The organism is Aeromonas sp. CD (genome assembly GCF_033349375.1).
Taxonomy (GTDB): Bacteria; Pseudomonadota; Gammaproteobacteria; order Enterobacterales; family Aeromonadaceae; genus Aeromonas; species Aeromonas hydrophila.
Map to the genome: position 1 here is coordinate 2,122,482 of NZ_CP137631.1, position 22,756 is coordinate 2,145,237.

Below are 22,756 nucleotides of genomic sequence, written 5' to 3' on the forward strand. Positions count from 1 at the left end.
TGGCGCCATTTGGATTGAGGGAGATGCTACTGTTCGGAGTTATAAGACGGAAACAACAAATTATTCTTAGTTATATACAAAAATCGAAATAGAATTCGCCACCCATCCGGGTGGCTGCCGATTGAGCGGCGATAATGGCAATATACCGGCATACCGGCATACCGGCATACCGGCATACCGGCATACCGGCATACCGGCATACCGGCATACCGGCGCACTTGGCACCCATGTTGGCCTGACCCGGCATATACCGGCTTGAGTGCAATATGAGCGCGAGTTGGGCAAGTTGGGCAAATAGAGAGGCGAGCATCGCTGGCAGCGCAGAGATGCCCAAATACAGAGATGCAAAAAGGGAGGCTGATGCCTCCTTTTGTGTAACGGGCGCTGCGGCCCTGTGTGGTACCGAGGTCAGGCTCAGTAACCCAGGGTGAAGCGCTGGCGCAGGTGGGCCGGTTTTTCCGCTTCGTTGAGCACGCCGTCGGCCAGATCGCCGACCGTGATCCCGGCCGGTTGTTCACCGCTGAACAGCACCTGATCGGCACCGAGCCGGTAGCCACCGCGCTTCTCGCCGGGTTCCAGGAACACGGGCGGGGAGACGAAACGCCAGTCGAGGGTGGTTTCACGGCGCAGGGCGGTGAGGCCGTCGCGGGCGGCCAGGGCCCCCTGTTTCCACTCGGCCGGGAATTCCGGGGTATCCACCAGTTGCACGCCGGGGGCAATTTCCAGACTGCCGGCACCGCCGACCACCAGCAGCCAGCTGTTGGCCGCGATGGCGGCGGCCACGATGGCGCTGGCCCCCTTGAGGTACTGGTCGTAGATGTCCGGGGCGGTCCAGCCCGGGTTGTAGGCGCTGATCACCCGATCGTGCCCCTTGAGCACCTTGGCCAGCGCCTGGCTGTCCTGGGCATCCACCGCCACGGCGGTGACCTGCGGGTGGGCGGCAACCTTGCTCACGTCACGCACGATGGCGGTGACGTGATGGCCGCGGCTGACGGCTTCGTTGAGGATGGCTGTACCGACAAAACCGCTGGCACCGATCAGGGCAATTTTCATGGGAGATTCTCCTTCACTGTTGGAATGGGGCTATCCTACGCCCCCGAATGTGATTTAATAATCCGTTGTAAATTGCATTCACTTATAAGCTGGATTTAACAATGGAACAGCTCAAGCGTTACGCCATCTTCGCCGCCGTGGTCGAGGCGGGCAGCATGACCGGTGCCGCCAAGGCCCTCGGCATGACACCCTCCGCCGTCAGTCAGCATATCAGCCAGCTGGAGAGCCTGCTCGGCCTCACCCTGCTGCACCGCTCCACCCGCCGCCTCAACCTGACCGAGGCGGGGGAGGTGGTGTGGCAGGGGTGCCAGTCCCTGCAGCAGACCCTCAACCAGACCGAGCTGCGCCTCTCGGAGGTGCGTGACAGCCTGCTGGGGGAGCTGCACTAAACACTGCTACGCGTAGTACAGTACAATCCTCGCTAAACATAAACAACCCATTTGGAACCCATTTAAGGCGCGCATAACGCGCTGTCCGTGCGTATAGCAGTACATAGGGCACAGCTATAGCAGTGCATTAGCAACGCTACGCAAAGCAGGACAGCGCAGGAGGCAGCGCGAGAGGCACATATGTTACCAGCGTACATTTACAGCAGGATTTCCAGTAAGCAACAGACCTCAGGCGTTGGCTTAGACAGGCAGCTAGAGAACGCCAAGGCATACTGCCAAGCCAACAATCTCGAAATCGTGGACATACAAGCTGACGTTGCATCAGCATTTCACAGCAAGCACATAGACGGCAACTTAGGCGCATTCTTGGATGCTATAAAAGGCAACTTGATACCTGTACCCAGTGCGCTGGTGGTCGAGTCACTGGACCGCTTAGGGCGCGAACACGAACTAACTGCACTTTCCCGTTTCATTGACATTGTGAAAGCAGGCGTTGAGATTCACGAAATCAGTACTGGCATTGTATACAACATCGCCGACACTCATTTATTGCACGTTGCATTGTCCATAATGACCCGCGCTTATAATGAGTCCTCGATAAAAAGTAAACGCGCAACAGATGCCATTCAACGCAAGATAGAAGACGCACGAAAAACCAACAAAGTCATTGGTGCTAACATCCCTGCATGGATTGATAATATCGATGGTAAGTTTCATTTAAACAAACACGCAGAAACAGTAAAGCGGATTTACGACTTGTACATATCAGGCATGACAATCCGGCCAATTGTACGTTACTTAATCGAGCAAAACGTTGAATATCCTGTCCCTAAGATAGCCAAGAAAGGAGTAAATGCTGGCACTTACCAATGGCACTCGGGAAGGATAATGACTATCTTAAGTTCATCGTGTGTGTACGGGACATACACACCAAAAAACGGCGAACCAATAGAAGATTATTATCCTGCTGTTGTTGACTTGGCTACTTTTATGAAAGTGAAAGACATAAGAGAAGGCAGAGCACGTAAAGCAGTTAAAGTAAATGCTCTGTTGAGCATCTTTGGATCTTGCTGTCAGTGCAACTCATGCAAGCACACCTACATAAGTAACCAGCGCATTTTACGAAACAGAACAGGTGAAGTAAAAACGGTAGCTATGCGCTGTAATGGTAGACTTGCTGGGCTAGACTGCGATGGTGTAAACGTACCAAATGAAGACCTCGAAGCATACGTGTTGCCATTGTTGCCTGAGATTGATATTAGCAAGTTAAACCGCAACAAGATGCGTACCTTGGACACGCTAAAAGCCCGCCTTGCACTTAATACTGAACAGCAAGACAACTTGCTTGATATTGTGCAAATGGGTAACGCCAAAGCAAAAGAACGCTTTATGGCTTTGAGTGCAGACATTGAGAAGCTACAAGAAAAGATTGCCAAAATGGAGACTAGGATAGTCCCAGCCGTTGACTTGGACATCCAAGATGCACTGAACCAAGAGAACATTGAACTCCGTAGAAAGCTCAACACTCAGCTTTGCATGATGGGGCTTAAAATCATCATTGACTGTAAGCAAACAGGGAAGGCAGAAGTACAAGTGTATCTAAAAAGTTCACACATACATACTGGTGTAATGCAGTGGACAAGAAAGAATAGGGTAGGGGTAAAGAACACAACCGAAGTAGAAGACTAACAAACGGGTTGCGTAAATGGCATGGAAGCCATAACATCATCGCGTAACAACAAAAACCAGTTTCAATTTTAAGGGGCCTGTCATGTCCGAAGTTATCAAAACCATTACTAACATCCGTTCCATCCGTGTGCTTGCTCGCGAACTCGGCTTTGAAGCATTTAGCGATATCATTGAAAAGTTCAACGCTGTACAAGACGAAATGCGTGAAGAGTTTGAAAAAGAAGCCAAGCGCAAAGAAGCACTGGATGCAGCAGTTGAAGCCGCACTTGCTAACATCCCTGCTGAACTGCGTGACGAAGTACTGGCGCGTATCGCTGGCACTGTAGCACCTGCTGATGGCACTAAAGAGAAAAAGCCACGTAAAGAGCGCGTATCTGAAACCGTAAAAGTCAAAGTAAAGGATCAGATCATTGAAGTTAAGATGGCTGGCAAAGTCAACGATGAACTGAAAGCAATCATGGAAGATGCGGGTTTCACCACCAAAGAGCGCAAGCAGTTCGTTGAGAAATTCCGTGTAGAATAAAACATAAACGGTGAGTCAATAAAAAGGGGCCTATGGCCCCTTTTTTGTTTCTCTTATTCGCGATCAATGATTGTCCGCATTCGGCTTTGTAGTGAACGGGTCAATGCCGCTAGCCCTTCGGAGTTATTCAAGTACTTGATATAACGAAGATGACGAAGATCAAACGGAATGTCATATTCGCTTTGAGTGATCAATATCACTTCACGGCCTAACGTATGTGCAATGCCTGCCTCGTAAAACACGTTAGGGTTTCGACCGGAGCAATCACAGATAACAACCTTTGATTGATCAATTAATGATACTACATCCTGAATAATGGATGCATGTTCCCATATATCATCTGCTCGCTTACAGTCAAATCCTACATTATTGGCTGCTTGTTTAATGCTAGCATATACAGCGGTAAAACTAGCATCAAACGGCATCATTGCAGAGGCAAGTGACTCATTGATGCTTTCATGTTGTGGTATCTCAAAAACAGTTGGGAGGGACCGAGTAGGTCTAAGATTACGAAGCAAGAATCGGTAGAGATCGACGTCTTTAACTGACCAGTGATTTCTGGAAAACGCAAGCGTGCCAAGCATGTTAAGTTCAGTACGATTTTCATACAGAAGGCTGTTTCTTATCGGAGGTATGTCCTGATCGAAACTGATCTGTAATGTTATCTCTTTACCTGAGAATCTGGCGTCCGTAATGCGTCCAACGTATGCCAACTCATCCTGATAGCCTTCGTTGCAGAACAGACACGGAAGGGCCTTGAGCTTGTCTAAGTAGGGCTGCCCGCCTTGATCAATGAACTGTTCGGCAATGTAGTCATCGGTGTACTCAAAGACTCGTTGCTTTGAGATACCGATGGATCCGACTTCATTCCAATCTACAGACAGCATCAATAAGTTAAACATCTTAGCTCCAATCTCTCCCAGAAATTTGCCTATTATTACTCATTATTAGGCAACTGAATACCCTTGCAATCAACAATTTTATTAAGATGGGGTACTAATTGGAGCAGTTAACTGAACTTAACTTGGCATACTTTGCCGACATTCGCTAAGAATAGATCTGACATTGTATTTGGAATTGGCTTTGCTGATCTTGCATCATTACTTGAGACGGGATAAGTGAATGTCTGTCCTGCTAAAGTAAAGGTAATATTGAAATCATCTACTCGGCCTGAATTGGTAGTGATTATGATCTTATTGTCATACTGTGACCACCGTAGGATATACAGTTGCAACACAGTACCATAATCGGATCCTTGTGGATTTAATGCACCACACACACCATTCTTGTAACCCAAGTGCAAACGGCCTGAATCATTAAATTGGCCTATGGTCATTTGCAAGCCATTTGATTTACCCCAAAAGTCACTAAACCAAACAGGCCCACTTGGCTTGCCTGCTAGCTGTCTAACTCTAGGATCATTCAGTGTGAGCCCAGTAGCATCGATACCAAGCTCCGCCGCTATTTGGGACATATAAATTGCGCCACCCGTTGGAAGGGCCATAATTAGGCCCTCCCTTCTAGCTTCGCGATACGTGCTTCCAGTGTTTGGATAGCACCTGCCATATAAGCAACGAGTTTTGCATAGTCAACAGTCAGTGTGCCCATTTCATCTTCTTGCGTTTGCACTACTTCTGGAATGACTTCCTGTAGTTCTTGCGCGATAAAACCGCACTCCAGTCGATCTGTATCTTCACCAATACGCTTGTACTGGACTGGACGTAGCTGCATTACGCTCTCTAAAGCGTTATCTAGCGTTTTGACGTCTTTCTTTAGTCTACGGTCGGAGTACGAACCGATGTTGCCAGAGAACACGACATCACCGTTTGCAAGGTTCAGTGTCATTGGGTGACGGCCATTAGGGCCACCGTCCCACGAACCATTGTTTGCAGATGGTGAACGCAGCACATAGAACAAGTTACTATTGTTGTGCAGAATAGCGCCCATGTGATCAGTATCTTGCATTACGATAGTAGGGCTTGCATTGTTGATGTTGATATTACCAGTTGTTGCAACACCACTAGCACCTAATTGAACACCCGCTGCTTTGACTAAACTTGGAGCAGTGAAGTTACCAGTAATACCAAATGTGAAAGCTGATAGTGTTCCTTTAGAAGCCGCCTCAGCTGAACCTACGCGAATAACACCTGCGCCCCAATCACCACCACCTGAACGTATCACACCGAAATCTACGTCTGTAGTATATCCAAATCCGGTAGCAGCAGTACGGCCTTGAACAATAGGATAATAATCACTACTACCTGATACATTACCAAAGTTCACGCTATACGGAGCCCATGACGCATATTGTTCAGCGTATGCATGTGAATTACCAGAAGCCCACGCTGCACCATTCATTAACTGGAAATTAGAGCCTACTGAAACGATACGCTGTGATTCAGTAAATGCACCATTTGAAATAGAGGTGTGCAATAGGCCAGAACTAGCCTCAAGCCATTGAATACGACCGTGCTTACCTGGGCAATGATATTCCATTACGGCGTTAGCGTTAGCTTTTGCTGTCATTTGAATATTACCAGTGAACCACGACTTATCATTGGCGTCTGTTTTGAACAGTACAGTCTGACTAGTATCATTACCTGTTGCTATATTGAAACAGCCATCTGCTGCATAGGTATGGAACCAAGAGGTGCTGCCTGTATCTTGGCAATAACGAATAGACGCTGCTTTATTCAGGACAATTGAGCTTTTGCCATCCGGCGATATCAAGCTGCCGTTACCGGACAAGTTAATACCAGCTGGAGCGTTGATAATGCCTGTTACAGTACCACCAGTGAGCGGCAGTGCGTTCTTAGCACCATCTTCACCCTTAGCGCCTGTTGCACCAGTATCCCCTTTGTCGCCTTTATCACCTTTTGGCCCTTGGATGCCTTGATCACCCTTCGGCCCCATTGGGCCAGTTGCACCAGTATCACCTTTGGGGCCGATTGCACCAGTTGCGCCTGTTGCACCCTTAGCGCCAGTGTCGCCCTTGTCACCTTTCTCACCAGCTGTAACGCCGTTGATAGTCAGCTTGCCTTTGATGTTCAAGTTACCTGCAACCTCACCACCAGTAACAGCAAGTGCGCCAACGTCATCGGCAGTAGGCATATCAGCAGTACTGAATACACGTTGCCATGCGTTCCAGGTGCCATTTACGCTTCTACGTGTCCAGATCTTGCCGTTGTGTGCATAGAAGGTCTGTTGCAACCAGATACCCACTGCTGGGGCGGATCCACTAGAGGTTACTTGCAGATGCCCAAACGTAGCTTCTGGCAGGTTTGATGCAGTGTTGTTTACGTGGTAATGGCCGGGCAATGTGGCAGTGTTAAGATCGCCCAATGCACCTCTGTACTTAAACAGTAATTTTTCATCATTCAAATAAGACGTATCTAGCGGAGTGTTTTCAGTTAAGACCTCTTTCCATGCGTTCCACGGACCGTCTTTACCATTCCAAGCAGCGTTCAAGCCACGCGCATACTTACGACCAGTATTGAATGTAGTGTATTCTTGTGAGCAACCATAAGCGGAAGGAGTAACAAACAGAGAGCCAGCTTCACGGAATGGATAATTATTTGCTTCTGTAGCAGTTGCGTTTGCAGGATTATAATAAACACCTGCTGCCGACATTGAACCTAAGGTATTCAAGTTCTGCGTCGCGCTCAATGCAGTTTTGTAATAAGCGAAGTTCTTATCATCAACTTCTTTAAACTTTGCATCTACGTAATCTTTTCTAGTACTAGCATTCGGCAAGTTTGTTTGCGGGGTGTTTTGCAAGTAGTCGCGAGCAGAGCAAGTACCATTAGGATCAATTGACAGAATATCATTTTCACCGTTGTTACCATGCTTGAGCTTGAAAGTGTTGCCTTCGGAATTTAAGTGGAAGCGAGTGCCTGTTGCATCTTGAAAAGAAATAGAACCTTGGTTATTCACTAAGATTGCATTCTTGATAGGTGCAGCAGTTAAAGCACCAGACATAGTATCGCCTGCTTTGCTTAGGTTCTTCTGGTCTACGGAAGTTGAGAAATTACGTTCGGCTTGCGCTTTATCATCTACATATTTCTTGTTTACAAGTTGATTAGGGTCGTTATAAACAGACTGTTTGTGAATTAAGTAGCCAAACAGTTCACCACCTTTATTTGTAATTTGAATGCTGTTGTTGAAGTTGATGATCTCATTCAAGCTAGCGGCTAGCTGAGTTTCAGTACCCTTATAGCCGTACAGTTTCAACCATTCCAAACCAGTCTTAATGGTAGGCAGCAGCTTATTAACTTCGTTGGTAATACGCGCATCCAGGTCATCAAACTGTTTCTGTACAGCGTCAGGCACAACAGACGTAACGTCATACCAAGTTTTGCCATCCGAAGTAACCCATTCCTTAGTATCAGTCAAGAAATAGAAATCACCATTTGATGTTGTTGCGGTAGGCAGTGCTTTGCGTGATGCAATCACCTTAACATCGGTAATGTTGATCTTCTTGATTTCATCTTGTACATACGATTTTGTGGCAAAGTTTGTTTCGATATTAACTAGACGTTTATCTTGCGCGTCATTAGTTTGAATTAACTTTGCATCTACTGCTGTTAGCTTGTTTTCAAGAGCTGTTTGCGTTTCGAGAAAATTAGTACCAGAATCCAAGATGGACTGGTTCAAAATAACAAACTGGCCTTCAACTTTCTGTTGAGCTGCATCAGCTAGTGATTTATTTGTGTTTACTGTTTTGGTCAGATTAGTAATTGCATCAGCTCTAGTTTTTGCTTCTGCGGCATCAGCAGCTTTAAGAGCAGTTACTTCACTGTCTTTTTGTTTTTGCAGTGCGTCTACACGGTCATTAAGTGCGTCAACATCAGCTTTGCGTTCTGTTGTTTCGGTGGTAGCTTTAGCGCGAACATCGGCGATGTCAGCATCGGTTGATTTAATCTCAGTATCCAACGCCGCTTTAAACGCTGTATCTGCGTCTGTTGAGGCTTTTGCGTTGGCCTTGATAGCAGCATCAAGGGCGTTGTCCTTCGCTTGGAGACGTTGTTCTGCTGCTTTAATCTCACCGCGCAAATCGACAAACTCAGGAGCTGTACCTGCTGCGTTGACGCCCAGGAATTTACCCTTATTGTCGGTGTATTTGCCGACGTCCTCTAAGTCTTGCAGCCGTTTAGCAGTACTCTGTGGAGCAATACCAGAAGTCTCAAATTCCTGTTGATCAATCACATAGCCGTCGCCGTTAAGGAGTTCTAGCCGTAGCGAGATAGTTCTTATAATCATTATATTTCCTTTTTTATTATTATTTTTGGAAGTGCAAAACTATTAGAGAGTATTATCTTGGTCGAAATTGATAGTTCCTTTGCAAAATGTTTGCGTCCATTTATTGGCGTCTACGGATTGCAAGTCGAATTGGAATTTACGAGGGCGATTATCTGCTCTGAATTGAGCGGTGAGGTTGTGCGAGAGGACGATATAGAAAGCGCCACGTTCTTTAACTTGGTCAGCTTTAGTGAGTGGTAAGTTGAATGAATCAGCATCTGTGTTAAATGCTGTTCTAGCTGTACCAGTAATTGCGATATTAGTGAGATCAACGGGGGTAATTGATATTACCTCGCCTGTTTCGGAATCAGTTAACTTTTCTTCATACCAGAAGCGACCACGGAGATCGTCGCCAGTATCCATATAAAAATCATACCCGCGAGTGGTTTTTTTTGCATCGATCATATTATGTCCTTTTTTGTTATAGGATCTTATTGTTATTTTCTATTATGTATTTAAGGGAGGCGAACTCCCTTAATTTTTAGATATAGCGATTAAGCATATTTTCATCGAGTATAGGCTTAATAGTTACGCCTTCACTTTCTACCATAGTTACTTCGTGGCTTAACTCGGCGTTAATGCCATAGGTATCAATTTGCTGCCGCCAATTATCACGCTGTTCTTTTAACGCCGTACCTTCTGCATTAAGTAGCCCTGCGGCTGCTAGGCTATCAACTAAGTGTTTAAGCATTAGCCAATTTGTTTCTTGAAGCTTTTCAATTGGCGGGATTGACCCTTTAGCTTCTTGTGAAGTAAAACAAAACACATAATCAGCTTGCACTTTACTTGTATCATTGTCGATAACAAATGCCATTCGCGTATGGTTATTGGCGTTAATACTAATACTGTACAAATCTAGTGTGTTTGATTTTTGTATTCTTTTATATAGGATGCTTGCGATATCAACATCACCAACGATGTTGATTGTTCTTTTGCCAGTAATGTCGGCGAATACGTAATCATATTCGCTGATATTGAATGGTGCCTCCTTTGAAAACTCAGATACGCAAAACATAAACTCTCCTTGTTTAGTATCTAATGTTGCTGTCACTCATTGAGAGCTGTGTAATAACATGCTTAGGCGGCTTATCTCTGGGATTATCAGGGAATGACCATGTAGCTCCTACTTTATCGGTAGTGCATGTACAACGTAAGTAACAACCAGAGTAGTTACCGCTGTATGGTAATTGCGGTGCACCGGCTTTAGTAAGCTGTACTGAAATTGAAGTAAGCATTACTGCACTGTAGGTATTACAAGTTTCTTGGTGATCACCTGCGTTGGATCCACTGCATTGCTCCCAACTTGGATTAGCCCACGTTAAGCTAGCTACACCGTTATATCCACCCGCGCTAAAGCGTATCTCTTGCGGTCTGCCTGTACTTGATATGCTGCCTCGTGTCTGTATATACGTCCAATCAAAGTTAAGCGTAAACGGTACAGCTGCTATTTGATTACCTGAAGCATCAACTAGTTGAATGTTGAAGTTATACGCATTTGTGTTAGACGCATTTATTACTTGAACTTTCAAATTAACATCGGGTTGAACATTTGCACGTTTAGCTCTTTCATAATTACGTACTACCGTTTCACCATTTACGTTTTCAACGCCTGCTGCATCGTAGTTATACGGAACAACAGCGCAGAAATCTGTCTGTGCAATAGACCCGTTAGTCGGTGCTGGTAAGCTGCCATTTAAGCCTGCGGCTTCACGACACCAGTAGCGCTTGCCGCCCCAGCCATCTGCATCAGTAACAGTTAAGACTTTGTTTATACCGCCTTGAATGATCATGTTACCAGTTTCAATCAAGCAACCCTTCAAAACTGCACCTTGCAAAATACCAGATGCATAAAGGTTAGCTGCGTATATGTTGCCGCCTTTCTGGATACTCCATCCACTCTTTGGCGGCATATTAGCACCGCCAGAAATGAAGTTATGCGACTGGATAACATCACCAATCATTGCGTTAGTGATCCATGCATTTTCAGCTTTTAGTCTATCAGTAGTAATTGAGCCTGCTTTGATGTGCTTAGCTTCAATGCTTTCACCTTGAATATGATCGGCACCAATAGCACCTGCTATAATCTGCCCAGCTCCGATATCATCGATATAGGCATTAACCATCCTTAGTTTACCTTCACGGTATTCCATGAATGGCTTGTTATTCTTTGCTTCAGGATCCCAAAACAACATTTGGTTAGCCGCAAACGCAAGTGAAGTTGTTGTCACTGTCCCACTCTTACCAATTAGGCTGATGCCAGCAAATTGATTACCAGCTTGCAAAGAGATGGAATATTGAGACTGGATATTCGTAATGTCACCGGTCATTTCAGTAATCACTTTGGACTGCTGAGTAACTGTGCCTTTTACACCATTCAATGATGCTTCAAGCTTTGTTGCATCTTCAACGATCGCATTAGTTTTATCAGTAAAGGTACTCTTTACTTCTTCGATTTTTGCAGTGTTATCTTTAGTCGATGATTCGATTTTAACAAAACGTTCAGTGTACGCTTTATCCTTAGCTGTAAGTGTACTGTTGGTTTCCTTGATATCAGCTGTGTTGTCATCTAACTGTGTTTTAAGTTCTTTGACATCATTAGCAACTTTAGTTTTTAGATCGCTTATAGTTGTTTTTACTTCCTGAACAACAACGCCACGCTCTTTAATCTCTGCGTCTAGCTTTTCTTGCTGCGCTTTAGCTGATGCGCTTAAAGTAGAATTAAGTTCTTTCTTGGTGTTTTGGATTTTAGTATCAGTTTCTACTGTTACGCCTTTAATAGCGTCAGCGTGCTCTTTACCTATATCCTCTTTCATTGAAGTCATTTCATCAACGATATTGCTTGGTGAAATGCGGATCTCTGGGCTAAATTGCAGTTCATCAACACCAAATACATCGTAATGTGCAACATGCACATACCATACTTGACGTTTGATATCTGATTTTTGGAAGTAGCTACACGGTTCATCGCAAATTAAATCAGCATCCGTTGGTACGAAACCTTTATTAGCGTTTACGTAGATTCTAGTACCTTTGTAATCAAACTCTTGGCACGGTATCCATTCAGCTGTTAATCCATATACGTGACCTTTTACGTCTAAGCCAGTTGGTGCTTTACACTGTTCATTCTTTGCCTTTAGGACAGCAGGGCTATGTGATTTTGCACCGCCTTTAGACAGGATACGAACTTTGAATTGCACGTAGCGATTTAAGCCGTTCATCGCGTTTTGCTCAAAGGTATAAGTGAATTTTGGTTCAAGCGTTACAACAGTCTGTTTATATTCTCCATTTGCGCCGTGTGATATCTCAACCTCATAACCGCGTTTGACAGATTTTACAGTTTGATGGCCAGTTGCGTTTGGCATCATTTGCAAGTCAGCTTTTACCTCAACATCATCCATTGAATCCCACACAAGTGTGAAGTCTTTGGAATCGGTGATTGTTTTGTCTTTGTTGGTAGTGACTAACTTTAAGCCAGTTACTTGAGGCAGAATAGTGTCGTCATTTACATCAACTTTATAAAGAAACTCAAAAGCAGAATGTTGCATGAACTTAGTGCGAGTGAATACTCGGAAGTCATACATTGCACCGTGCAAATTGGTAATGTAAAGCTCGTTATTCTGTGTGCGGTTGTAATGCTGCCATTCTGTTTCTGGCTGGCTTGAGAGTTTATATTCAACAACGTATTCCAAGAAGTCAAAGCAACTCACACGATCCCACGTCAGCAAACCTGTAAATGTATCTGATACTTTAGCAACTTCAAACTTTAAGTTATGCGGTGCTGGGATCACTCTAGGCTGCTCAACAACATCAGTACCTTGGTTTGATACATGCTTCTTATCAAATGCTTCAACGTTGTGCTCGGACAGTGTAATTTGTGCCACACCTGTGTTATCAGTTGTAGTGCTACGCTTGATTTTCATCACACGGAACAGCTTCTTATTGAATTGATATTTTGAGTGGTTGACTTCGACAATATCACCAACTTCGCAGTTATAGGCTTTCTCATTACCTTTAAAAGTAAGGATACCGACTTTACGCATGGTTTCGTAATAGATAGAAGCAAAGTCATCGATTTGTTCTTTTGAAGTACAAAACGTAACCTTTACGTTCTTGGGTGATATGTTGCCATCGCGCGCAATTAGTTCATCATTAGTCAAAGTCGGATAAACTAACACATCACGTTGATAGTTCTTTTTAGCGTCTGCGTATTCAACTCGCAGTTGGTTAAATGCAGCTTTAGATGATGCCCATTTATAGTTGATATCTTCATCTAAAATATCATCCTCGGTAAACGACTCTTGGATAACATCAGGTGCCCATGAAATGAGTTTCCATTTGTTGGCTGGCTTAATCCATGTAAGGAAAAAGTCACTCTGCATTGCATCAATGTTAGCTTTTACTGTTTGTTTTTGATCCACTACACCGTTTATATAATGTGTAGCTTTATCAAATCGGTTGGCTTCTTGAATAACACTGTATTCATCTACATCGGCTGGGTCTACGTTTGCGCCAAATGGCGATGTAAAGTAGTCATACACGCACAAAGCAGGGTTAGTCCCAGGAGTACCTGCGGTGCTACGATAGGTCAGCGATGCACTTTCAAAGCGAATATCACGGATTAGGCGGCCTTCTACTTCCACCTCAACAGATGGAGTGGTTTGGATTTCGCCTTTATATGGATCGCGTAAAATACGCAGTGCAATAGAGGCAATACCATCGCCTACACAAGTAGCGTCCCATTCGGGGTGCAAGTCATTAACCATTTGATAGAAGAATGGCTTTTGACCCATGTTGAATTGAATTTGCAGGTGGTCGCGGAAGCGTTGATCAATCATGTCCTTGCCAATAGTGCCGCAAGTAACATCCTTGAACCCGTTTGCATTATTCTGCCATGCATCAACTAGTGCAGGATTGCCGTTGATGTAGATTTGTTTAAGGGCATTAAATGGGCCTTGACCAGCGGAAAGCACTACTGTTAACCAGTCGCCTTCCTTTACATCATTTTCAACGGGTTGAACATAGTTACTACCCATTAAGTTATTTTTATTAGATTGCCACCAAGCAGTACCTTTAGACTTGCCTACTTTCTCAAATACCTTATTGCATTGTACTCTTGAGCGACCATACACAAAGTCCAAACTCTTATTAGCGCCAGCGTCTGGAATATCAGCACCAACGTCATCCATGTCCATGCCTTTACCAGCTTGCGCCATAGCAACAACTGACATTGCCACCGAGGCACACATCATGACGGCAAAAAATATCTCAAAACCAGTCATTGTATCTCCTTATTATTGTTATTATTGGAGTCTTATATTATTCAGTTAGCCTGTAAGCTAACATCTCCACTTCGTAATCACGCACTGAAAAGCGATCATGTCTTAGTAAGTCAGCATCATCAAAATACAACCACTGCTTGCCTGCACAGAACGCGATGTCATCGTGTTCGTCCAAGACGAGTACAATGTCACCTAAAGCTGCTAACTCTGGCTCTATGCGCGATAGACGCTTGCTCTCTATGTATTCGTACAAGGAGCTAACACCAAAGGCTTTCTTTAGGTTTGTTTTTGCTCCTCGCAGTGTTTTGTATGTTAGCTTTTCTAGGTCATTAGTGCCGTATACAGCATCCATTACAAATGCAGTTGCTCGGTATTGATCAAACTGCATTGCCTTTAGTTGGGATAATGCAGCTAGATATCTTGTTAGCTGTGATGTTTGTTCTGTAATATTTGCACTCATAGCATCTTCCATATTTGCTTTTTACTGTCCTGTGTTGAGTTGCTGAACTTAAAGAAGTTATCACCTGGCTTGTATAATTGATGCAGCGCGTGAGCTGTTCTATTACCAGTTGAGTTGTTTAACTTTTCAAGTAACGCTGTTGTGGTTATCTTGAACTCCGCTTTTCCTTTTATCGCGTTCCACGTAAATTCCGGTTGATCGATAAAGCCACGTTCAAATTCCACAACAAAAAATGGAACTTCTGGATTTGGTTTTTGCCCAGTAACGTCCATGTATGCGTGATAACCTCTGATTGGGACCTTTAAGTATTTGGACTCGTTGAATAGCTGAATAAGCGTATCGCTTGAGTCACTTAACTTAACAGTCATTCCGCGCTGTATAAGCTCAGATGTTTCTTCGGAGTCGTCAAATGCTAGCAAAGAACCGTCTGATATAAAGCGCTTCGAATCAGCGTAAATGTCGCCTTGCGGGTCGTTGCATAATCTAAGTGTGAGATTGGGGAACTCTATCTCTAGTAAGTGGCGCGGGGTGCCGCAATATCTAAAAATATCTGGATATTGCACTTCACGGCGAATGCCTAGATCACGTTCAATTGCAGCTTGCACTTGTGTTTTGACATACGGGGCATTTAATGCACTGTTGAAGTTGATATAGTTGGAGTCTTTTGGTTTTTTCTTTGATCCGAATATGCCCATTAGAAAGCCTCCTTTACTTCAATTTCAAAGGTGGCTACCCAATCAACGTCATCGATTGTTGCTTTGTAATCCGAAGTGCAGCGCACAAGAATATTCACATCTTGAAGAATGACAGCTTCGCCTGCGTTAACATCGGCACGTAATGGAGGGAATATTTCAAGAACGCCGGATCCACGCACTGTATTCAATGCGCGATAAAGCTTAGCGTGGTTTAGGAAGGTAAGAGCATCACCAACTTGTATAGCGCCTCGGTGGCCTGATACTTGGATTTTATTAGTTCTAGCAAGTGCTTTAGTTGAAACAATAGAGTTGCTTAACGCAGATGATTGGAAAAGGGGGAGGGTAATATAGAAAGGCGTATCTGTATGTGACATAAAGAAAGCTTCAAGCTCGCGGATAGCTTCATGTCCAAATGCTTCGATGGTTAGCTTAAAGTCCCAACGTTGAACACCTGTCCATCTAGTTGAGACTCTGCCTGTTTGGGATACGTTGACTTGTTTTGGCATGACGTTGTCAGGTGCATAGCCCGAAATGAAGATACGCCCTTCCTTTTCTGGAAGGGTGTCGTACATAGTGTTTCCTTATTTGTTAGTGACGAAATGTCTGGTAATGCAGCTATTAACCGGCAACTTATACCATTCATCTTTTATCTTTACTGTAATAAAGCTAGAATTATGTGTTGTACGGTCTTCTAAGAAGAAAACGTCATATAATTTTAGCTCTCCGTCTTTGTCTGTCATAACCGTAAGTGGCTGGCCTAACGCTGAATAGCACGTTATATAACCAGCCATAGATATTGTGTCTGCATAAGCAGAGTGTAGTGGTCAACTAAATCCGGACACTCGGTTAGGCCGATGTTCGGCTTTTGCTGGCGGTATCCCGTCATTGTGTTGATGTGGACGCCGCCAGTTGTAGTAATCCATCAGGTAATAACTGATATCCCGTTTCGCCTCCCGCAGGCTCAGGTATCCCGTTACCGGGAGCCACTCTGACTTCAGGCTCCTGAACAACCGCTCCATCGGGGCGTTATCCCAGCAGTTACCACGACGACTCATGCTCTGGGTCATGCGATAGCGCCACAGTCGTTGCCGAAATGCCCGGCTGCCATATTGGCTGCCCTGGTCAGAGTGAAACAGTACGCCGAACGGGCAACCTCGTTGTTGATAGGCCATCTCCAGTGCGTTGATGGCCAGCTCTGCATCTGGTTTATCTGACATCGCCCACCCCACAACCCGCCGGGTGTACAGGTCAAGCACCGCTGCCAGGTAATGCCAACGACCACCTGCCCAGACGTAGGTGATATCGCCACACCACACCTGATTGGGTTGCTGGACATCAAATTCGCGGGCCAGCAAATTGGGAATGTCCGGTCGTTCAGACTGTGCCACCTTATAACGGTGTGCGCCCGGCTGCTTGGATGCCAGCCCGGCTTCCTTCATCAGGTTACGTACTTTGAACCGGCCAATCTGATACCCCAGCTCCCGCATCATCGACATCAAGGCACGGCTGCCTGCCGAGTTCCGGCTCGCTTTGAACAACCGGCGCAACTCGCAGCGCTGCTGCATGCGCTCACGGTTAATCGTCCGCCTGCGAGCCAGATAATCGTAAAAACAGGAGGTGGGAACATCGAAAGCGCAGCAGACCAAGGTGATGGGGGCTTGCTCCCTTAATCGGTCTATCAGCGCGTACGTGTGAACTCGTCCGCCATCAAGAGAGCAGTAGCCTTTTTTAGAATGTCCTTTTCACGTTCGAGCCGGTTGATACGGGCTTCCAGCTCCTGGATTTTCTGCTGCTCCGGAGTCAGCGCTTTGCTGATTGGGGTAGTGCCACTGCGTTCGGATTGAAGCTGCTGAACCCAGCGGCGAAGCACGGTTTCACCGACATCCAGCGAACGGCTGGCTTCGGGGACTGAATACCCCTGATCAAGCACCAGGGATGCAGCTTCCAGTTTGAATTCGGCAGTAAACGAGCGACGCAATCTTGTCATTGAACACCTCAGGTCATGGTGGCGACTGTACCACCTAAAATGGTGTCCGGGATGATTAGACCACTACAGAGCTTGACATAAAAGCAAAAAGTGCAAACAGAATTTTTTTCATATAAGATCCTTGTTATCTTTGTTGTATTTATTAGTCCATAGAGTAAGGAATACACCAGCCTTTAGGTGGAGCCATCATCTGAAGTTGTTCTTCCAAGTAATCAATAGCTGCTTTGTATTCGCGGGGGCTAAGCAAATAACACTCGGTTGATCCGCTAAACGTGTGCTCTGGTTCGTGCCAACATCCCGAGTTGCGCATTGCGTTGTGTAGTAGCTCTTCCCAGTACGATGCTCTAGGGGTGCCTTCTGCGTGCTCATACATCCAGTCCATCATGGGGATAATATTACGAAAGCGAATGCGAACTTCATCTAATTCAAATTCTGAGACGTCATACAAGAAGCGTCTATTTGGATTTTGGCTATATCCTACTTTCGTGAATGTCTCTCCATTCAACGTAATATCAGCAAAATAGATATATCCTTTGTCTGCTTTTGGCAGTTGCACTTCTTCAACCAGAACCATACATCCTCCTGATGTTTATTATTTTTACGTGTCATCACACGGGCAAAATACACATGCACAAAAACAAGCAAAAAACGCTTGTTTTTACTTGTTTTCTTTATGTTTCGTGTGCTTTTTTGGCTTGTTTGGTGTGTGTTTTAAATTAATATAAGCCTGCTAGTACTAAGTCCAAATCAACAAAGTTACCGCCATTATTAGCTAAATCCTCAAGCCACTCATTCATTGTTGCTTGAGCTTCTTCTTTCGTTTTGTATACTCGCCAGCCTAAGCCGTATTCAATGCGCTCTAGTTCACGCACAGTGCCTGTTATACAACTAAGCTTAACTAATCGTTGTACCGTGTTGTATGTGCGGGTTTCTGCGAAGGGCTTTAAATCATCCTGCATAATGCACAGCGCATCAAATGCAGCCTTTAGTTGCTGTAGTTCAATTTGTTGTAGTGAGGTAAGTTGTGCCATTAGTGCCTCCTTGGCTTATGTAGCGTATAACGCGCTGTAACGCTGCGTGCTGCATTCCTTGCAGCATAGCTAGTGCTTGTATTGCTTATGCTAGGAACGCCTTTAAAGCGCTCCTATGCTGTTATGTGTTACTGTATTTATGTGGGGAATAACGTGGCTTACATAAAGCCCTTGAGTAATATATCAAACTCATGCATCCCGCTATTGGGATGCGTGGTGAAGTAATCATCTAGTGCGGTTGATGCTGCTGTCCGTGCTGTGCGTGATATAGCACTTACTACTCTGTCCAGTTCATCGCCCCACAAGAACACACCGTTGTAGATGATTCTGGCGCGCTGGAGTTGCCCTGCTGCAACTTTACCATCACGTACTTTAGCGTCCTTTTCAATGAGTGTTTCATAATCGTATTTCCCATTTTTATACGAGTTGGGTACTCTGCGTTGGTACGTGATACTCAAATCGCGGCGGATAAATGTTACTGCGTGTTTCGCGCATAGGTCAGTCCACGCTCGTATCAGTTCATCCCTAGTTTTCCCAATATGCTTGTTTATATAGCTATGCACTAGTTTGTCTGAAAGTTCTGTTGCAAAGAAGAACCCATTATAGGCTTTAGTTTTTTCAATTATGTCCTGCGCGGCTTTGTGTTGTTTTGCTTGATAGTTTTGGTTGTTTACTTCACGCTGGGTTTGCTGCTTGTCGTCATGCCATGTGTCAAATATGATGTAATCGTTCATTGTATTCCTCCTTGAATTTCTGTTACTGATATAGGTTGTATGCTATCCAATCACAAGCGCCATCAATGTGGCCATCGTGATAATCATGCGGTGAGTCTAAAGTCAGGACGCATTCAAACACTCGTTGTTTGTCAGTAAGCTCTGGGTATTGTGATACGATGGCGTAAACTGCTTGTTGGAATGCAGTCAGTGTAGGTTGTTTTTGCATGTTCAATTCCTTGTGCTGTACAAATATTAAGCGATTTCCTTACGCTTATTGCTTGAAAATACACTATAATCCTTTACTTTCATGCAATAAGCGTAAGGAATTTTTGATTTCAATAATCACATAGCAGCGCGTTTAGCTGCTAGTTGACTAAATCCATTTACTTGCTTTGCTTTCACACAAGCAGCAAGTTGGCGTTGTGAATGTGATGTTTGTTTGGTGATTGTGTAGCCTGAAGTAGTTGTGCCTTCAACGGTACTCAAGCGTACAGTATTACCATTCACGTATGTTGGTTTGGTATTACTTAGTTTCAAATATTGACGCAGAATAACAGTAGCAGACTTCTGTTCAAGTACGCCGTTGTCATATTTTGCTTTCTTGTTCAAATCAACGTCAGCTGCTTGAATTGATTTGTCATTGCGCCAGATATTCATAATAGCTTCTGCATGGTGAGCTTTGCTGACAGCATCAAGTACGTCACCTACATTGATATTAGCATTGATGTAGTTGATGATCTTGTTCTCACGCTTCACTCGCTCAATATCAACAAGTACTGCTTTATAGGTGTTGCGAGTGAGCATATCAACTACATCAGTAGCGTTGATGTAGTTGTGTACTCGCAGTACTTTCACCAGCAGGTCACGTTCAAGGGTTTCTTCGCGCCGCTGCACCATATCGTTATATGCATCTTCCACGGTATCACGGAGCACCATATCAATTACGTTCTTCAATGCGTCTGCTTGACGTTGTGCTTTATTTTCTTCAGCGGCTTCATCAATAGCTTCCTGCTCTGCTTTACTTAAACGCGCTACGTGACTAAACATCATAACAACGTGGTGGTTTAGCTTACTCAAGCGCTCCTTGTATGACTCAAAGTTATATGAATCAAACGTTGCTTTGCTGTTAGATACACGGCCATCAATACCAACGTAGTTCGGTACAAACTTGTACAAACCATCTTCGCCTTTAGCAATGCGGATCAGTGTGTGGGGGCTAGTCTGATCATTTACGTCCTTGATCGCGTGCAGCTGATTCCTGGCAGCTGTATAACGCAGAGCATTATCAGTAACGGCACAATCAAGTACAATGTTGAGTGCGTTAGTGATCGTATTTGCGGTCGCCGTAACATCACTGCGCTTTAGAATGCTATAAGTAAGGTCAGGAGAAGTTTTTGATACTACATTGTATACTCGCACTGTTTTCGCTTTGCGATAACGGTTTGATACTTGCTCAATACGTTCAACTGGCTCATTACCTACAACAAACACATCAACAGTATCAACTTCATTCTTGATATTCATACCTTCAACAATACTGTTTGTGCCTATGATACCTTCGTACCCTTCACCTAAGCATTCTGTGGTTTTGAGAGCAATAACATCTGGGTGGTTCTTCACGCCAGTATCAGCTGTGACTGTGAGTAACTTTTTCTCTGTACCAATGAGAGCCGTCAATTTATCAATTTGTTTACAGTCATTCCAGTAAACTACAATACCGTCCGCTGTTGAGTTCAGTACTGAATATGCAACGTGACTGAAAACATCTTCAGCAATTACCCTAGTGGTAACTTTGGGTTCTGCTTCCTTACCTACACGTATTACCTTGTCAAACTTCACATGGTAATCGTCTGCGCTTGATGTACCTGACATGAATATTACTTGCTTGAATAGTTTAGCGGCGATGATTTCATATATTGTACTCATCATTTCACCCTTGAATGTATAGTCCAGATACAAGCCATGACTTTCATCAATGAACAAGGTAACGTTCTTGAGTTTTTCAACTTCAGCTATGTGAGCTGCCTTCTGTTGTGCTGTTTTGTCATTGTCATTGAGGACGTTGTACATAGTGACCAGCATATTCCACGTACACAGTGCGCGATTTGGCACAGTAAATTCATAAGTCAATGGGCCATTGTCAATCCCACCACTTGTATCGCGCTCCTTTGATTTCTTGCTAATAACGGATACGTTTTCAGTGACTTGATCCAGTACAGTAGCAACATCTGTATTGTCTGCATTTGCAGAAGTTGTGTTTTGGGACACAATAATACGAAGTGGGGAAACAACCCATGCATTAGGCGTGCGCGAGGATGTATAGTTTTTCCCTACACCACAATCAGCAATAACTAGGTTCAAATAACCAAGTTCAAACTTCCCAATAACATCGCCTAAACGTTGATCATCAGTTAAATAGAACTCTTGATCATACGCACTCACTTTTGTTTGTTTGGTTGTATTGAGCGCGTTTGCTTTTGCTTGTTCAGCTAGCTTTGAGCACTTAGTCTTGATGCCAATCTTCTCAAGAAACCAACGTACACTTGCATACTTGGTGTTGGCTTTATTGAAAGTAGTTGTCCAGTAACCGTGCGCTTTATTTGTACCTGACATTTGTAGGATAGTCTCTACTGTATTAGCATCAAACCCAAGCGCCTTCATTGTAGTACATGCTTTCAATCGTTCATCGTGACTAGCAAATGCGCGCGCGTTTATGTACGCCGCATGTTGGTATTGTGCAGTGTCATCTGCACTGAATGACATAACAGGCGCGGGTGCTAGTGGCTTAGTGTAGTACGGTGCGTAGTCATAAGCATCAAACAAGCGATTGCCTTTATGTTCACGCACAAAGTGATGCTTTTGATTTACAGGGCTCAGTACTGGCATCTTCATGAACTGAGAAATTTTGAAGCTATTAGGGTCTACTTGAGGGTATGCTTTGATGAATGTCTTACGGCGCACATCCCAATCTTCAAATGCCATAGGCTTAGCAAGTGGTAGGATTAAGCGGAATTTCTCAATGCCTGCATCAGGATCGTGGCTGTATGTTGAGTAAATCAAGTAAGTATAATCCTTCATCAACTCTTCAATCTCAGCAATAGTCACACCGTCATCAACGTCTAAGTAGAACAACTCACGTGCGATTACGTTGTCATTACAGCGCCAATTCTTGAGCATACTGCAACCAACAATGCCAGGCACTTTTGGTTTCTCTGATACGTAGTTGAATCCTTCTGTCTTGAACAGATCAACAATCTCACTCCACGTGAGAGCAAACATTTCAAGTTTTGGTTTGTCGTCTTGTTCAGTGTATCCAAAATTATAAATACTATTACTCATGTAGACCTCCTTGGTCATGTTTTAAAATCCAAATCTGTCATGTATTTAAAAAAGGTAAATGTTCACGCATTTACCTTTTTTTATTTTTCAAAGCCGCCATCGCGTAGCTTCTTAATACTCAGTGATATGCAAGCGTTACTTACGTTGTACTGCTTTGCAATGCTATCCATTGAGTACCCTCTAAAGTGCAAGTCCTTAAATGTTTGCGCTTGCTCTTTTGTAATCTTTGGCTTGCGGCCAGCTTTCTTTCGCATCTCTAACATAATGCCTCCTAGTGTATTTATATTATTTATGAAA

General features: G+C 44.3%; 19 protein-coding genes and 1 pseudogene. 3 read left to right on the plus strand and 17 right to left on the minus strand.

The window, feature by feature from the left end; translation table 11 throughout:
- Positions 1–414 precede the first annotated feature (414 nt).
- Complete coding sequence (locus tag R2E40_RS09935; protein WP_045525077.1) at positions 415–1,053, minus strand: NAD(P)-dependent oxidoreductase; 639 nt, start codon at positions 1,051–1,053, stop codon at positions 415–417.
- A 101-nt stretch (positions 1,054–1,154) separates the two neighbouring features.
- Between R2E40_RS09935 and R2E40_RS09940 the strand changes: the two are divergent.
- The 3 genes and pseudogenes from R2E40_RS09940 to R2E40_RS09950 form a co-directional block, all read left to right on the plus strand.
- Positions 1,155–1,436: pseudogene (locus R2E40_RS09940) on the plus strand (LysR family transcriptional regulator); the annotation flags it as partial.
- Positions 1,437–1,622: 186 nt separating this feature from the next.
- Complete coding sequence (locus tag R2E40_RS09945; protein ID WP_318165346.1) at positions 1,623–3,131, plus strand: recombinase family protein; 1,509 nt, start codon at positions 1,623–1,625, stop codon at positions 3,129–3,131.
- Positions 3,132–3,213: 82 nt separating this feature from the next.
- Positions 3,214–3,654 carry a hypothetical protein gene (locus R2E40_RS09950; RefSeq protein ID WP_234664361.1) on the plus strand — a complete coding sequence of 147 codons (441 nt, stop codon included), beginning with the start codon at positions 3,214–3,216 and terminating at the stop codon, positions 3,652–3,654.
- Between the two features lie 53 nt (positions 3,655–3,707).
- Here R2E40_RS09950 and R2E40_RS09955 read toward each other — a convergent pair whose 3' ends face one another.
- The 16 genes from R2E40_RS09955 to R2E40_RS10030 all read right to left on the minus strand — a co-directional run bounded on the left by R2E40_RS09955 (position 3,708) and on the right by R2E40_RS10030 (position 22,722).
- The gene (locus R2E40_RS09955; RefSeq protein WP_289974313.1) at positions 3,708–4,556 is read right to left on the minus strand and encodes a hypothetical protein; all 849 of its coding nucleotides are present in this window, start codon (positions 4,554–4,556) and stop codon (positions 3,708–3,710) included.
- Between the two features lie 107 nt (positions 4,557–4,663).
- Positions 4,664–5,158 carry a hypothetical protein gene (locus R2E40_RS09960; protein ID WP_318165347.1) on the minus strand — a complete coding sequence of 165 codons (495 nt, stop codon included), beginning with the start codon at positions 5,156–5,158 and terminating at the stop codon, positions 4,664–4,666.
- Between the two features lie 2 nt (positions 5,159–5,160).
- Positions 5,161–8,913, minus strand: a complete 3,753-nt coding sequence (locus R2E40_RS09965; protein ID WP_318165348.1) for a tail fiber domain-containing protein — start codon at positions 8,911–8,913, stop codon at positions 5,161–5,163.
- 42 nt (positions 8,914–8,955) lie between these two features.
- The gene (locus tag R2E40_RS09970) at positions 8,956–9,357 is read right to left on the minus strand and encodes a hypothetical protein (RefSeq protein WP_318165349.1); all 402 of its coding nucleotides are present in this window, start codon (positions 9,355–9,357) and stop codon (positions 8,956–8,958) included.
- A gap of 76 nt (positions 9,358–9,433) precedes the next feature.
- Positions 9,434–9,967, minus strand: a complete 534-nt coding sequence (locus R2E40_RS09975) for a hypothetical protein (RefSeq protein WP_318165350.1) — start codon at positions 9,965–9,967, stop codon at positions 9,434–9,436.
- Positions 9,968–9,980: 13 nt separating this feature from the next.
- The gene (locus R2E40_RS09980) at positions 9,981–14,231 is read right to left on the minus strand and encodes a phage tail protein (RefSeq protein ID WP_318165351.1); all 4,251 of its coding nucleotides are present in this window, start codon (positions 14,229–14,231) and stop codon (positions 9,981–9,983) included.
- 37 nt (positions 14,232–14,268) lie between these two features.
- Positions 14,269–14,691: a DUF6950 family protein gene (locus R2E40_RS09985; protein WP_318165352.1), complete on the minus strand. Its 423-nt coding sequence runs from the start codon at positions 14,689–14,691 to the stop codon at positions 14,269–14,271.
- The gene (locus R2E40_RS09990) at positions 14,688–15,386 is read right to left on the minus strand and encodes a hypothetical protein (RefSeq protein WP_318165353.1); all 699 of its coding nucleotides are present in this window, start codon (positions 15,384–15,386) and stop codon (positions 14,688–14,690) included. Before R2E40_RS09990 ends, R2E40_RS09985 begins: the two co-directional genes overlap by 4 nt.
- Positions 15,386–15,958 (minus strand): hypothetical protein, encoded by a 573-nt coding sequence (locus R2E40_RS09995; protein ID WP_318165354.1) that lies wholly within the window; start codon positions 15,956–15,958, stop codon positions 15,386–15,388. Before R2E40_RS09995 ends, R2E40_RS09990 begins: the two co-directional genes overlap by 1 nt.
- 252 nt (positions 15,959–16,210) lie before the next feature.
- A protein-coding gene (locus tag R2E40_RS10000) for an IS3 family transposase (protein WP_318164089.1) occupies positions 16,211–17,373 on the minus strand; the annotation gives its coding sequence in 2 pieces (ribosomal slippage) (positions 16,211–17,118 and positions 17,118–17,373; 1,164 coding nt in all).
- A gap of 142 nt (positions 17,374–17,515) precedes the next feature.
- On the minus strand, positions 17,516–17,947 hold the full coding sequence (locus R2E40_RS10005) for a GIY-YIG nuclease family protein (RefSeq protein WP_318165355.1): 432 nt from the start codon (positions 17,945–17,947) through the stop codon (positions 17,516–17,518).
- A gap of 142 nt (positions 17,948–18,089) precedes the next feature.
- Positions 18,090–18,404: a hypothetical protein gene (locus R2E40_RS10010; RefSeq protein ID WP_318165356.1), complete on the minus strand. Its 315-nt coding sequence runs from the start codon at positions 18,402–18,404 to the stop codon at positions 18,090–18,092.
- 158 nt (positions 18,405–18,562) lie between these two features.
- The gene (locus R2E40_RS10015; RefSeq protein WP_318165357.1) at positions 18,563–19,138 is read right to left on the minus strand and encodes a hypothetical protein; all 576 of its coding nucleotides are present in this window, start codon (positions 19,136–19,138) and stop codon (positions 18,563–18,565) included.
- Between the two features lie 22 nt (positions 19,139–19,160).
- Entirely contained in the window at positions 19,161–19,346 is a 186-nt protein-coding gene (locus tag R2E40_RS10020; protein ID WP_318165358.1) for a hypothetical protein, read from the minus strand.
- A gap of 116 nt (positions 19,347–19,462) precedes the next feature.
- Entirely contained in the window at positions 19,463–22,459 is a 2,997-nt protein-coding gene (locus R2E40_RS10025; RefSeq protein WP_318165359.1) for a hypothetical protein, read from the minus strand.
- Between the two features lie 80 nt (positions 22,460–22,539).
- The gene (locus R2E40_RS10030) at positions 22,540–22,722 is read right to left on the minus strand and encodes a helix-turn-helix domain-containing protein (protein ID WP_318165360.1); all 183 of its coding nucleotides are present in this window, start codon (positions 22,720–22,722) and stop codon (positions 22,540–22,542) included.
- Positions 22,723–22,756 lie beyond the last annotated feature (34 nt).

What these genes read in the sequence shown, in the direction of transcription:
- R2E40_RS09980 (WP_318165351.1), bottom strand. Translation starts at nt 14,231, where the DNA reads ATGACTGGTTTTGAGATATTTTTTGCCGTCATGATGTGTGCCTCGGTG.
- R2E40_RS09985 (WP_318165352.1), bottom strand. Translation starts at nt 14,691, where the DNA reads ATGAGTGCAAATATTACAGAACAAACATCACAGCTAACAAGATATCTA.
- R2E40_RS10010 (WP_318165356.1), bottom strand. Translation starts at nt 18,404, where the DNA reads ATGGCACAACTTACCTCACTACAACAAATTGAACTACAGCAACTAAAG.
- R2E40_RS09975 (WP_318165350.1), bottom strand. Translation starts at nt 9,967, where the DNA reads ATGTTTTGCGTATCTGAGTTTTCAAAGGAGGCACCATTCAATATCAGC.
- R2E40_RS09990 (WP_318165353.1), bottom strand. Translation starts at nt 15,386, where the DNA reads ATGGGCATATTCGGATCAAAGAAAAAACCAAAAGACTCCAACTATATC.
- R2E40_RS10020 (WP_318165358.1), bottom strand. Translation starts at nt 19,346, where the DNA reads ATGCAAAAACAACCTACACTGACTGCATTCCAACAAGCAGTTTACGCC.
- R2E40_RS10005 (WP_318165355.1), bottom strand. Translation starts at nt 17,947, where the DNA reads ATGGTTCTGGTTGAAGAAGTGCAACTGCCAAAAGCAGACAAAGGATAT.
- R2E40_RS09955 (WP_289974313.1), bottom strand. Translation starts at nt 4,556, where the DNA reads ATGTTTAACTTATTGATGCTGTCTGTAGATTGGAATGAAGTCGGATCC.
- R2E40_RS09960 (WP_318165347.1), bottom strand. Translation starts at nt 5,158, where the DNA reads ATGGCCCTTCCAACGGGTGGCGCAATTTATATGTCCCAAATAGCGGCG.
- R2E40_RS09935 (WP_045525077.1), bottom strand. Translation starts at nt 1,053, where the DNA reads ATGAAAATTGCCCTGATCGGTGCCAGCGGTTTTGTCGGTACAGCCATC.
- R2E40_RS09945 (WP_318165346.1), top strand. Translation starts at nt 1,623, where the DNA reads ATGTTACCAGCGTACATTTACAGCAGGATTTCCAGTAAGCAACAGACC.
- R2E40_RS10025 (WP_318165359.1), bottom strand. Translation starts at nt 22,459, where the DNA reads ATGAGTAATAGTATTTATAATTTTGGATACACTGAACAAGACGACAAA.
- R2E40_RS10030 (WP_318165360.1), bottom strand. Translation starts at nt 22,722, where the DNA reads ATGTTAGAGATGCGAAAGAAAGCTGGCCGCAAGCCAAAGATTACAAAA.
- R2E40_RS10015 (WP_318165357.1), bottom strand. Translation starts at nt 19,138, where the DNA reads ATGAACGATTACATCATATTTGACACATGGCATGACGACAAGCAGCAA.
- R2E40_RS09950 (WP_234664361.1), top strand. Translation starts at nt 3,214, where the DNA reads ATGTCCGAAGTTATCAAAACCATTACTAACATCCGTTCCATCCGTGTG.
- R2E40_RS09970 (WP_318165349.1), bottom strand. Translation starts at nt 9,357, where the DNA reads ATGATCGATGCAAAAAAAACCACTCGCGGGTATGATTTTTATATGGAT.
- R2E40_RS09995 (WP_318165354.1), bottom strand. Translation starts at nt 15,958, where the DNA reads ATGTACGACACCCTTCCAGAAAAGGAAGGGCGTATCTTCATTTCGGGC.
- R2E40_RS09965 (WP_318165348.1), bottom strand. Translation starts at nt 8,913, where the DNA reads ATGATTATAAGAACTATCTCGCTACGGCTAGAACTCCTTAACGGCGAC.